Origin of the sequence: Pareuzebyella sediminis, from assembly GCF_008367235.1 — a bacterium.
GTDB classification, from domain to species: Bacteria; Bacteroidota; Bacteroidia; order Flavobacteriales; family Flavobacteriaceae; genus Pareuzebyella; species Pareuzebyella sediminis.
Window position 1 is genome coordinate 1061621 of sequence record NZ_VTZS01000001.1, and the last position, 12487, is coordinate 1074107.

At 40.2% G+C, this 12487-nt stretch carries 13 protein-coding genes; 7 read left to right on the forward strand and 6 right to left on the reverse strand.

All coding sequences use genetic code 11. The features are described from left to right. Positions 1-30: 30 nt before the first annotated feature. The 3 genes from F2B13_RS04485 (at position 31) to F2B13_RS04495 (ending at position 4451) form a co-directional block, all read left to right on the forward strand. Positions 31-1773: a DEAD/DEAH box helicase gene (locus F2B13_RS04485; RefSeq protein WP_149276079.1), complete on the forward strand. Its 1743-nt coding sequence runs from the start codon at positions 31-33 to the stop codon at positions 1771-1773. Positions 1774-1900: 127 nt separating this feature from the next. Continuing rightward, a complete protein-coding gene (locus tag F2B13_RS04490) occupies positions 1901-2692 on the forward strand; it encodes a carboxypeptidase-like regulatory domain-containing protein (protein WP_149276080.1) in 792 nt (263 codons plus the stop codon). A 49-nt stretch (positions 2693-2741) separates the two neighbouring features. Beyond that, positions 2742-4451: an alpha-amylase family glycosyl hydrolase gene (locus tag F2B13_RS04495; protein WP_149276081.1), complete on the forward strand. Its 1710-nt coding sequence runs from the start codon at positions 2742-2744 to the stop codon at positions 4449-4451. A gap of 123 nt (positions 4452-4574) precedes the next feature. Here F2B13_RS04495 and F2B13_RS04500 read toward each other — a convergent pair whose 3' ends face one another. Continuing rightward, a complete protein-coding gene (locus F2B13_RS04500) occupies positions 4575-5108 on the reverse strand; it encodes an SRPBCC family protein (RefSeq protein WP_149276082.1) in 534 nt (177 codons plus the stop codon). Between the two features lie 75 nt (positions 5109-5183). Next, entirely contained in the window at positions 5184-5852 is a 669-nt protein-coding gene (locus tag F2B13_RS04505; RefSeq protein WP_149276083.1) for a TrmH family RNA methyltransferase, read from the reverse strand. Positions 5853-5887: 35 nt separating this feature from the next. Here F2B13_RS04505 and F2B13_RS04510 point away from each other — a divergent pair, with 35 nt between their 5' ends. The 4 genes from F2B13_RS04510 to F2B13_RS04525 all read left to right on the forward strand — a co-directional run bounded on the left by F2B13_RS04510 (position 5888) and on the right by F2B13_RS04525 (position 9736). Continuing rightward, entirely contained in the window at positions 5888-6580 is a 693-nt protein-coding gene (locus F2B13_RS04510; RefSeq protein WP_149276084.1) for an SIR2 family NAD-dependent protein deacylase, read from the forward strand. Between the two features lie 22 nt (positions 6581-6602). Continuing rightward, positions 6603-7175, forward strand: coding sequence for an adenylosuccinate lyase (locus F2B13_RS04515; RefSeq protein ID WP_149303366.1), 573 nt, complete (start codon positions 6603-6605; stop codon positions 7173-7175). Between the two features lie 111 nt (positions 7176-7286). After that, positions 7287-8630 (forward strand): adenylosuccinate lyase, encoded by a 1344-nt coding sequence (purB, locus tag F2B13_RS04520; protein ID WP_149303368.1) that lies wholly within the window; start codon positions 7287-7289, stop codon positions 8628-8630. A gap of 206 nt (positions 8631-8836) precedes the next feature. Beyond that, positions 8837-9736 (forward strand): mechanosensitive ion channel family protein, encoded by a 900-nt coding sequence (locus F2B13_RS04525; RefSeq protein WP_149276087.1) that lies wholly within the window; start codon positions 8837-8839, stop codon positions 9734-9736. Positions 9737-9785: 49 nt separating this feature from the next. Here F2B13_RS04525 and F2B13_RS04530 read toward each other — a convergent pair whose 3' ends face one another. The 4 genes from F2B13_RS04530 to F2B13_RS04545 form a co-directional block, all read right to left on the reverse strand. Continuing rightward, positions 9786-10604 (reverse strand): mechanosensitive ion channel family protein, encoded by an 819-nt coding sequence (locus F2B13_RS04530; RefSeq protein WP_149276088.1) that lies wholly within the window; start codon positions 10602-10604, stop codon positions 9786-9788. A gap of 121 nt (positions 10605-10725) precedes the next feature. Then, positions 10726-11265 (reverse strand): DUF4252 domain-containing protein, encoded by a 540-nt coding sequence (locus tag F2B13_RS04535; protein ID WP_149303370.1) that lies wholly within the window; start codon positions 11263-11265, stop codon positions 10726-10728. A gap of 56 nt (positions 11266-11321) precedes the next feature. Next, the gene (locus F2B13_RS04540; protein WP_149276090.1) at positions 11322-11870 is read right to left on the reverse strand and encodes a DUF4252 domain-containing protein; all 549 of its coding nucleotides are present in this window, start codon (positions 11868-11870) and stop codon (positions 11322-11324) included. A 69-nt stretch (positions 11871-11939) separates the two neighbouring features. Next, positions 11940-12476: a DUF4252 domain-containing protein gene (locus F2B13_RS04545; protein ID WP_149303371.1), complete on the reverse strand. Its 537-nt coding sequence runs from the start codon at positions 12474-12476 to the stop codon at positions 11940-11942. Between the last annotated feature and the right edge of the window lie 11 nt (positions 12477-12487).

The following is a 12487-nucleotide window of genomic DNA, read 5'->3' on the forward strand; positions in this document are numbered from 1 at the left end:
ACCTATTAGCGATTAAGTATACCTTTTATTATGACAAAATTTGAAGCATTGGGGCTCAACAAGCCCTTATTAGATGCTGTTGCCGACATGGGTTTTGAATCCCCTTCGGAAGTACAGGAAAAAGCAATCCCCATTTTATTGGAAAGTGAGACCGACCTCGTTGCCTTGGCCCAAACAGGTACAGGTAAGACGGCAGCCTTCGGCTTTCCCCTAATCCAAAAACTAGATAGTAATAGTAGAACCACTCAGGGGTTGATCCTATCCCCCACTCGGGAACTCTGTCTACAAATCACCAATGAAATGCAGGCGTATTCAAAATATGTCAAGGGTCTTAGCACCGTGGCAATTTATGGAGGCGCAAGTATTACCGAGCAAGCCCGTCAAATCAAAAGAGGAGCGCAGATTGTAGTAGCAACTCCGGGCCGTATGAAAGATATGATAGGTCGCGGACTCGTAGATATTTCAAAAATAGACTATTGCATCCTCGACGAAGCCGATGAAATGTTGAATATGGGCTTCTACGAAGATATCAAGGATATTCTATCAAATACCCCTGCAGATAAATCCACTTGGTTGTTTTCGGCTACAATGCCCAAAGAAGTATCGATCATTGCCAAAAAGTTTATGCATAGCCCTGTAGAAATAACAGTAGGTACCAAAAATGCAGGTACTTCTACCGTGCAACATGAATATTACGTGGTGGGAGGTAGAGACCGATATGCGGCACTTAAACGTCTCTCTGATGCCAATCCTGATATCTTTTCGGTCGTTTTTTGTAGAACGAAAAGGGATACCCAGCGGGTTGCCGAGAAATTGATAGAAGACGGGTATAATGCGGGGGCACTTCACGGAGACTTAAGCCAAAATCAACGGGATTTGGTGATGAACGCTTTCAGAAAAAAACAGATTCAGATGTTGGTGGCAACCGATGTTGCAGCTAGGGGTATCGATGTCGATGATATTACCCATGTCATCAATTATCAACTCCCTGATGAAATCGAAACCTACACCCATCGTAGCGGGCGTACCGGTAGAGCAGGAAAAAATGGCATCTCCATGGTCATCGTTACGCGAAGTGAAATGCGTAAAATACATGCCATCGAGAAAAAGATAAAGCAAGAGTTTGTCAACAAAATTATACCTACAGGTATTGAAATTTGTGAGATTCAACTCTACCATCTTGCCAATAAAATAAAGGACACAAAGATCAATAAAGATGTAGAAAACTACTTACCTGCGATCAACGACGTTCTAGACGGTATAGATCGTGACGAGTTAATCAAAAAAATAGTATCGGTCGAATTCACCCGTTTTTCAAATTATTACAACAAGACAAAAGATTTAAACGCAACGGTATCGGAGAAATCAGCAGCTCGCAAATCGACTTCTGGTGGCTCTGTTCGCTATTTTATAAATGTCGGGGAAAAAGATGGTTATGATTGGATGTCTTTGAAAGACTTTCTTCGCGACACCTTGAATTTAGGAAAAGAAGATGTGTACAAGGTTGATACTAAGGATACGTTTTCTTTCTTTAACACTGAAGCGGAACATAAGGATCAAATATTGAGCTTTTTCACCGATTTTAAATTAAATGGCAGGTTCATCAATGTTGAAGTTTCTAATAGCCCTGAAGGTTCCGGAGGAGGACGGGGCAGAAAAGACAAGGGTAAAAAAAGAGGACGAGGCGGAAAAAACGATAAAAACTCCTACAAAGGCAAGGCCAGTCGTTCAGGTAAAAGAAGAAGTAAAAAAAGTAGAAGTGATTTCTTCTAAAAGCGGAAGGTTTTTAGTTCTGAAATCAAGATTTGAACTATTTTACTAGTTAATTGTATATTAAAAAATACGCTTCGGCGTATTTTTTTGTTTTGTTTAGTAATTTTAACCCTGAATACAATTACGAATGAAATTCTATATAGCGCTCTTCCTTTCCATGTCCTTGTGCGTAATATCTTTTGCACAAGACAATGAAACAGTCACGGAAGATAATGACAGCAATACAATCAACGCATTGGTTGTAAATGCTCAAACGGATGAGCCCATGGAAAGTGTTCACGTCGTCAACCTGAACAAAGTTGTCGGAACCATAACCGATGAAAAGGGTGAATTCACTATTGCCGCCTCCGTCAACGACACCCTATATTTTTCATTTTTAGGATTTAAATCACAAAAAATAAGGGTTACGAACGATATGTTCAAGTTTGAAAACACTAAAATCGCCCTGACCGAATTGGCCTATGCCCTTGAGGAAGTAATCGTTCGCCCCTATCAACTTACCGGGTATCTTGAAATCGACGTGAAAAACCTACCAATCAATACGGGATACCAATATAGTATTTCAGGACTTTCGGTAGGTTATGAAGCGGGCAACAAGAACCCCAGTGCGGTGACCAAAGTATTGGGTGCCATTCTAAATCCGGCTGATCTGCTACGCAACTTATTTGGCAAGCAACCCAATCAGATGCGAAAGCTTCGCAAGATGAAAGAAGATGACCAGATTCGTGATTTGCTAGCTTCTAAATTCGACCGTGAAACACTTACAGAATTGCTACAAATAGAAAAGGTAGATATTGAAGATATACTCAATAATTGCAACTACTCAAAATCATTTATTACCACAGCTAACGATTTACAGATACTTGATGCCATCAGCAGCTGTTACGAGGAATTCAAGGTGCTTAACCGCGAAAAATAAATTTTTCAATTCCCCATTCATTTTATAGCTTTAGGCAAAATAGTATTCAATGAAAAGATTGCTCATGGCTCTCGTTTTCTTCTTAGGCCTATTTGGTTGTAAGCAAGAAAAAAGTACGACGGTCGATACGACGGTTGTAGTGAGTGATAGCGTTGAAAGGCCACCTATTAAAAAAATGCCCTTTGTATGGGAGGGGGCCAACATCTATTTTCTACTTACCGACCGGTTCAATAATGCCAATCGCGAAAATGACGTCAATTTCGGACGAACTGACACTACCGGCACATTACGTAGTTTTATGGGGGGTGATCTGCAAGGTATTACTCAAAAAATAAACGAAGGGTATTTCAATGACCTCGGTATTAATGCTATATGGTTTACTCCCGTAGTAGAACAAGTTCATGGGGTTATTGATGAGGGAAGCGGCAACACTTACGGATATCATGGATATTGGGCCAAAGATTGGACGGCCTTGGACCCTAACTTCGGAACTAAAAAGGAGTTGGAGGAACTTGTAAAAACGGCCCATAGAAATGGTATAAGAATTTTGATGGATGTCGTTTTGAACCATACAGGCCCGGTGACTGAGCACGATCCCGTGTGGCCGGAACAATGGGTTCGTACGACACCTGTTTGTGAATTCACCAATTATTTGAACACGACCGAATGCACGTTAGTCGAGAATTTACCGGATATTCGAACAGAGTCGGAAGAATTCGTTGAAATTCCCGATGCGTTACTTGCAAAGTGGAAAAACGAAGGTAGATTAAGTCAAGAACTTGATGAACTACAATTGTTCTTCGAACGCACAGGGTTTTCAAGGGCTCCTAGGTACTACCTTATCAAATGGATGACCGATTATGTCAACAGTTATGGTATTGATGGTTTTCGTGTAGACACCGCAAAACATGTAAATGAAAATACTTGGGCCGACCTCTATAAGGAAGCATCCTATGCCTTTGAAAATTGGAAAAAAATGCATCCGAACGAGGTTATCGACCAAATTCCTTTCTACATGGTCGGCGAGGTATACGGTTATGGTATTTCGGGTGGAAGGGAATATAATTTCGGAGATAAAAAAGTAGATTATTTCGACTATGGCTTTAAAAGCTTAATCAATTTTGAACTGAAGACCGATGCAAAAACTAATTATCAGTCTATTTTCAATAAATACAGTAAACTACTTTCATCTGAACTCCAGGGTAAGAGTGTAGTCAACTACCTCAGTTCGCATGATGACGGTTCACCCTATGACCTGCACAGGGAACATCCGATAAGAGCGGCCAACGTGCTCCTACTCACCCCTGGAGCCTCCCAAATATACTATGGCGACGAAACCGCGAGGGAATTGGCCCCCAAGGGTACGGCAGAAAATCCAGTTGTGGGCGATGCCGCCTTACGTTCGTTCATGAACTGGGAGGAACTGGACAGCCTTCCCGATAAGAAAAACATACTCACACATTGGCAAAAGCTGGGCCAGTTTCGTCGCAATCACCTCTCGGTAGGTGCGGGTGTTCATCGACGGTTATATAAAAAGCCCTATGTGTTCGGAAGGACTTATATAGATGGAGAGTTCAAAGACAAAGTCGCTGTTGGTCTTGATTTACCTAAAGGAAAAAAATCACTTGTGGTCAAAGGCTTTTTTGGCGATGGCACTAGGCTACACGACACCTATTCAGATACGACGGTTACCGTAAAAAATGGAAAAGTATTGCTGGAAAATAACTATGACATTGCTTTATTAGAACTAGCCCTTTAACTTTTATCGGATGGGCGATTGGCCGTATCAGCTTCTTTGGCATTGCACCACTGATTTTTTAAATTCTTATTTATAATCCCGAACCAGATTTATCGTTTTCTACATCTGGAAGGAAATCATGCATTATTCCTTTTTCTTTTCTAGAATACCTTTTAAGTTGGTTAGACCAGTTTCAAAATCTTTGCCGACCATCCTGTCCATGCTCATAAATAGCATCATAATATTCATGGGAAACTTACTTTTGCCCGAAAAGCCCCAGACCACCTTGGTTTTACCATTGGCGTCGTGTACTTGGAGATAGCAGTCCGAAGTCGATTTCCAAGGTTTCAAAAAGCGTAGTTCCGATTCGATGCGTTGTCCATCGACTATTTTTATTATTTCCTGCTCGCCCTCACCGACATCTTTATTACCGTTCCAATAACTCACAGCCCCCACTTCACCATCTGTACCTGAAAATTTTTTCTCCATATTAGGATCTTTTCTGGCCCAGGGAGACCATTGGTCCATTTTTTTAAGTGATTTGAGGTATTCGAAAACCTCATCTTTCGTTCTGGCAATCTCGACGGTTCTAGAAACATCATATGTTTTTGGGGCGATCAAGGCCACAATCACTATCAATACAATCAATCCTCCGAGAATATAAAGTGCTGTATACATTTGTAAATCAATTAGTTGTTCAATCTTTAAAAATACTAAAAAACTATATTGAAGGTTTATTCTAAGGCTAAATTATCAGGATTGCCGTTGAAGTTGAAGCGTATAGCGGTCCAGAATATCATCAATACTTTTGATGGATTTCTTCGTCCAATCCAAGCGTTTCTTTAATTTCTGCTCGCCATTTAAGTGCCACGAAACATTCGAAGTTTTTAAGCGAGAGGTCAAGTGCTGTAAAATTATGGCCGCTGAAACCGAGATGTTTAAACTTTCGGTAAAACCATACATCGGTATGGTCATAAAACCGTCACTTTCCCGTAATGCATTTTTACTTAGTCCTTCACGCTCCGTCCCGAACAATAGGGCTACTTTTTTGTCAATATCGAAATCTTCTAGCCTGCTTTCTGCTTTATGGGGTGTAGTAGCTATTATACGATATCCTTCTTTTCTAAGGGTATCGATACATTGGCCCGTATTTTTATATCGGTATACATCGACCCACTGCTGTGCTCCCATTGCAATCTTCTTGTCCAACCTTTTACCGAAACGATTTTCGATGACATGTACGTCTTGTATCCCAAAGGCCTCGCAACTGCGTATTACCGCACTAGTGTTGTGCAACTGATACACATCTTCAATGGCAACCGTAATATGTTGGGTTCGTTGCTCTAGAATCTCTAGGAAACGCGTTTTACGTTGTTCAGAAATAAAATTCTCCAGATACTCGAGAAGTTTTTCATCGGCCATAAATCGAATATAATAAAAACTCTATTTTTATACATATGAATAAAAAAATAGTTGTTTTGACCGGAGCTGGCGTAAGTGCCGAAAGCGGTATTAACACCTTTAGAGATTCAGGCGGACTATGGGAGGGGCACGATATTATGGAGGTAGCATCCCCACAGGGCTTTGCCCAAAATCCTGAACTTGTATTGGATTTCTACAATAAAAGAAGAAGGCAATTACAGGAGGTTGGACCCAATCAGGCACATTTGGCATTGGCTGATTTAGAAAGGCATGCAAAAGTTACGATAATCACCCAAAATGTAGATGACCTACATGAGCGAGCCGGGAGTAGTGAGGTTATTCATCTGCATGGAGAGCTTCTAAAAGTAAGAAGTACGGGAGACGACCATTTGGTTATCGATTGGAAAAAAGACCTTCATCTTGGTGATAGTTGCAAAAAAGGGTACCAACTCAGGCCACATATCGTTTGGTTCGGTGAAGCTGTTCCACTTTTAGAGGAGGCTGCCATGATCACACAATCGGCAGATATACTTATTATAATCGGAACTTCAATGCAAGTGTACCCCGCAGCAAGCCTTATCAATTTTGTCGATGAGGGCACACCTATATATTTTGTTGATCCAAAACCAAGTATCTCGGCCAATGATTATAATCAACTTACGATTATACCGAAAACCGCTGTACAAGGTGTACCTTTACTTGTATCTAATTTAATATCAGATATTTAGAAAAGAACCAATAGTATCATACTTGACCAAAGAAAAACTACATAAATTGCTAGAATATGTCAATGCATCTAGGGAAAAAAGAGCCGAGATGGCAGCAGTAGTCATAAACCATCCGGAATCGATAGGGCCCTTACTTAAAATTGGCCTTGATTCCGACGACCCCTTATCTTCTCGAGCTTGCTGGGTGTTGGAATTTGCTGTCAAGAAAAGGTTGGCCTATATACTCCCCTATATCGATCGTTTCACATCTTCGATTCACAATCTACATTTAGAATCGTCCATTCGCCCTATGGCAAAAATTTGTGAACTTTTGATGCAATCATTTTTTTCAGGCTCAGATCATGAAGTACACGAAAAAATAGCGGACCAACATCTCGAACGCATCGCCGCAGCCTGTTTTGATTGGCTTATCGGTACGCATAAAGTAGCTACCAAAGCATATTCAATGACCTGTTTATTTTTAGTAGGCAAGAAATTCGAGTGGATACATCCAGAACTACGACAGGTCATCGAACGGCATTATGCCGAAGGTAGTGCAGCCTACAAGGCAAGAGCCAGACATACCTTAAGTGCCCTAAAAAAACTTGAGAAATAAGGGATGATGATAATTGTCTAAACCTAATTTTACAGAAGAAATTTAAATCTACTTTTCAAACTCGCCTCCTTATTAGGTATCTTTGCCTTTTTGAAAATCCAACCTCCTATTATGTCTTTAAATGCCTTAAACGCTATTTCGCCTATTGACGGGCGCTATCGAAGCAAAACTGAATCATTGGCCCCTTTTTTTTCAGAGGAAGCACTCATTAGATACCGTGTACGGGTAGAGATAGAGTATTTTATCGCCCTTTGTGAAGTACCTCTGCCGCAGCTGGTCTCTTTCGACAAAGCGAAGTTTGGTCAACTTCGTGAAATCTATACCGAATTCGGTACTTCGGAAGCCCAAGATATTAAGGAAATTGAAAAAATCACCAATCATGATGTCAAAGCTGTAGAGTATTTCATCAAATCTGCCTTTGATAAATTGAAGTTGTCCGCTTATAAGGAATTTATTCACTTTGGCCTTACCTCTCAAGACATCAATAATACGGCAATACCCCTTTCGGTCAAAGAAGCTATGAACGCCGTATACGTACCGAATTATTTCAAAATTTTTGAAAAGCTGAAATCATTGTCCAATGAATGGGCAGAGGTTCCTATGTTGGCCCGTACTCACGGTCAACCAGCCTCCCCCACCCGACTTGGCAAGGAGATAGCGGTGTTTGTAGAACGTCTGAAAGAACAATTTAACCTGTTGAACGATATTCCTAGCGCCGCCAAGTTCGGTGGGGCTACTGGAAATTATAATGCGCATAAAGTAGCCTACCCAAATATCGATTGGAAATCATTCGGTCAAAAGTTCGTACAAGAAAAACTAGGCTTGCACCATTCATTTCCTACGACCCAAATAGAACACTACGACCATTTGGCGGCCCTGTTCGACACCATGAAACGAATAAACACTATAATTCTAGATCTTGACCGTGATTTTTGGACGTATGTTTCCATGGACTATTTCAAGCAGAAAATCAAGAAAGGTGAAGTGGGATCATCGGCCATGCCTCATAAGGTGAACCCTATAGATTTTGAAAACTCCGAGGGTAATATTGGTATTGCCAATGCCCTATTTGAACATCTTTCGGCAAAGCTCCCGGTTTCCAGACTGCAAAGAGACCTTACTGATAGTACGGTATTAAGAAACATAGGGGTGCCTTTGGCCCATACCATTATCGCTTTTCAGTCGACCTTAAAAGGTTTGGAGAAACTATTATTAAACCAGGAAAAATTCGATCAAGATCTAGAGAATAACTGGGCCGTGGTTGCGGAAGCCATACAAACTATCTTGAGACGTGAAGGCTACTCCAACCCTTACGAAGCGCTAAAAGGACTCACCCGAACGAACTCAAAAATAGATAAAGAAGCCATTGCCAATTTTATAGAAACCTTAGAAGTATCCGAAGCGGTGAAAAAAGAATTGAAAGCAATTTCACCAAGTAATTACACAGGGATATAGATATTTCATTAATACTTCTTAAATACTCTTTACAAAAATGATCGAGTTTTTATACTACAGGGGACTTATGTTTTCTTGTACCGTATGAGTTAAGCTTTCACCCCATTCAGTTAAAGAACAAAAGGATATGGTCCTATTTTTCCAATGAGTATATTTCTCATTACCGGCTTTTGGAAAAAATTTTGGTAAAGCACTTATAACCCACCATGGAGAACAAATTTTCATTACAAGATTCGATTTCAAAACTTTGGGACAAATTAGATGGATGGTTGGATGCCATTATTTTAAAGCTTCCTAATATCGCTATGGCCATATTGATAATGGTCGCTTTCTATTTTCTCGCAAGAACACTACGCAACCTTTTTAAGAATATACTTCTGAAAAGGATCAGTCAGGTTTCGATTCAACAAATTATTAGTAAGGCCGTCTTTGTGGCCGTATTATTGATTGGGTTTTTCATTGCCTTGGGCGTTCTCGAGCTGGACAAAGTGCTGACCAGTATACTTGCCGGCGCTGGCGTTATTGGTTTAGCCGTCGGTTTGGCCCTACAAGGCACTTTGAGCAATACCTTTGGAGGTCTTTTGCTTTCTTTTATGCCGAACATTAAAATTAACGATTATATCGAGTGCGGTGACGCGTCGGGATCAGTAGAAGAAATTAGCTTGCGCAATATTGTTATCAGAACCCCCCAGAACAACTTGGTGGTTATTCCTAATTCGAATTTTGTCGATGGGGCGTTCACAAACTATTCCTTGACGAATAGAGGGCGGGTATTCGTGAGCTGTGGCGTCGGCTATGAAAGCAACCTTCAGCAAGTAGAAGACCTGACCTTAAAGGTTATTAATGAAAATTTTAAGCAACAAAATGATGAGAAGGTGGAATTCTACTTTACTGAATTCGGAGACAGTTCCATTAATTTTATGGTCAGATTTTGGGCCAATATTCGAAATAAAAAAGAAGAACATCTTGCGAGACACCAGGCCGTGAAACTGATCAAACAACACTTCGACTCACAAGATATCAATATTCCATTCCCGATCAGAACTTTGGATTTTGGAAAGAACAACCTGACAGTGCATTCGGAACAATCCAAAATCAATAAATAAAAAAAGCTTCCAGACATAGGAAGCTTTTATCACCAAAACCAAGACTCGGTCAGGATACTTTCTTGTGAATTTCTACCTGATGTGGATAAGGTATTTCGATACCAGCCTTATCTAAGGCCAATTTACAACCTTCCATGGTATCAAAATAAACACTCCAATAATCCTCGGGCTTACAATAGGGACGTACAGCAAAATTAACGGAACTGTCTCCGAGTTCAGAAACATTGACCGAAGGTGCAGGATCTTCTAGTACTTTTGGGTTAGAAGTCAATACTTCAAGTAAAACATCTTTGGTCTTCTTAATATTTTCATCGTAACCCACTCCGATTGTTATATCTACCCTCATTTTCCCCTCGGCAGTATAATTTATAATATTACCATTTCCCATGGCTCCATTGGGCACGATGGCCAGTTTATTTTGAGGAGTGACCAATTTGGTCGTAAAAATCTCAATTTCCTTGACTACCCCTAGAACGCCTTGAGCCTCGATCAAGTCACCTATTTGGTAAGGTTTGAAAATCATAATGAGCACCCCGCCGGCAAAATTCCCCAACGAGCCTTGTAGGGCCAAACCAATGGCCAGACCTGCCGCAGCAATAACCGCTGCAAAAGTCGTAACATCAACACCTAGTGTCGAAATAACGATTATAATCAAAAGCACCTTCAAAGCCCAGCTTGCCAAATTGATCAAAAACCTCTGTAAAGACAGATCGTAACTTCCTTTGGCAAGCACTTTTTTCGAAGCACCCATAATTTTTTTGATAACCCAAGAACCTATGAGGTAAATGAGTATAGCCCCTATTATTTTAGGGCCATATTCGACAACGAAATCAATTCCCTTATTGACCCAGATTTCCGCTTCTTTCATAATTAATAAATTTTTGTTAGTGTTTATGAGTTAATAAAATTATCGATGAAGTTAACAAAAATTATTAATACAAAACCCGCTCTTTAAAGAGCGGGTTCTTCAAAAACCAAGCGGTAACTTTTTAGTTTTTAAGGAATTGCCCTAGCTGTTCTAGGCCTTCCCCATTATAATCTGATTTTGCAATAACCTGTAAAAATTGAATCATCTTCGCAGGATTCATGTCGTCTCCAAGAATTCGAACCAAAAGAAATCCTTTCTCATCATTATCCCCATAAACAATTACCTCATCGATGGCATCTTCATCACCTGAATACGTGATGGTTGCATCGCCAAAACTTGTTTTCATCTTCATAAGCTCTGTAAAGTCACTGTCCTTTAAAATAGCTCTTATATTCGTCCTTTCCTTTTGATAGTCTACCGTATTGGTACCATCTTTTTTGAAGGCCAATATGTTCAATTTCCGCAACGATTCTAAAACGCTCTTTTGCTCTAGCGATAAATCGGCCTTCTCCACGTTTAAAAGGCTTACCGGAAGATCTACCGAAATAAAGTTGGGATTCTCCGACTTTGCCACATAATACTGTTGGAGGCTCTGGTTTGATGAACAAGAAGATAGTACTACTAAGAGCATCAGACAGATACCATTCTTAGATATTTTCATTGATCTTGTTTTTTGTAGATTCAAAATGCTTCAATAACTTTCAAGGAAGCGGTGTCTTATCGCATTCTTTCTGCCCCGTTCAATTCTTTTGGTAAATTCATTTTCTTTGTGAGGGCACCTATTTTGTTCAAGTCGATATCGCCGGTCATCGAAACCAAGACACTCTCTACCTTTCTGTTTCCTAACCCGATTTCCCCATTCTCGATATCCGACACAAAGAGTAGTAGTTCGGTTACGTGATCTTCGTCTCTACCTTGCTTAATATAAAACTTAACGTTGGCTTCTTTATCTTTGACCCTCATGAGCTCTTCCAATGAAGAGGATTTTAAATACCTATTTACCGTAGTTACCATGTCTCTAGTGATTGCTTCGTCTTCGGTTATAAAGATCTTCACCTTATCGATATTTCTTGAGATGTCGGCGAAATCTTGTGCCTCTTGATCATTCTTATCCAAGGATGCTATATTTCCTGCCAAGCGAATCATACTCCTGTTCACAGTTACCGACCCCACATGGTCCATATTTTCATATTTGTCGAAAACGGATTGTGTAAAACCGAATAAGGGCAATAGCGCTACTGCGAGACATACTTTTAAATTTTTCATGACTGTTCGTTTTTTTGATTGATGAATTGTATTATACTACGTTTTTGATTGAAAGACTGATTGATTACTTCATTGTTTGCCTGCTTCATTGAGCTCTTCTGGCAAATTCATTTTTTTCGTCAGGGAACCGATTTTATTGAGATCGATATCGCCGGTAAGAGACAACAATACCGTCTCGAATTTTCTACCGTCTACATCGACGTCCTTCATTCCTGTAACGAACATAAGTAGTTCGCTCACGTGATCGTCGTCCTTTCCGCTTTGTATATAGAATTTAACGTTGGCATCTTTATCCTTAACACGCATCAGCTCTTCTAACTGGGCTGATTTTAGGTATTTATCTACCGAATTTTTCATGTCTGCCGAAATCGATTTATCCTCGGTAATAAAGACCTTCAGATTGTTGAGGCTTTTTGCGATATCCATAAAATCCTTTGCTTCAGGATCATCGACTTCGACATCGATCTTACTGAGCAGATTGAACATACTCTTGTTCACTACCACAGCACTGACTTGGTCTAAGTCTTCGTATTTATCGAATAGGGACTGTGAAAAACCTGTTATCGGCAAAATCGCCACTATTAAAACAATTAGTATCTTTTTCATTTTTCTTGATT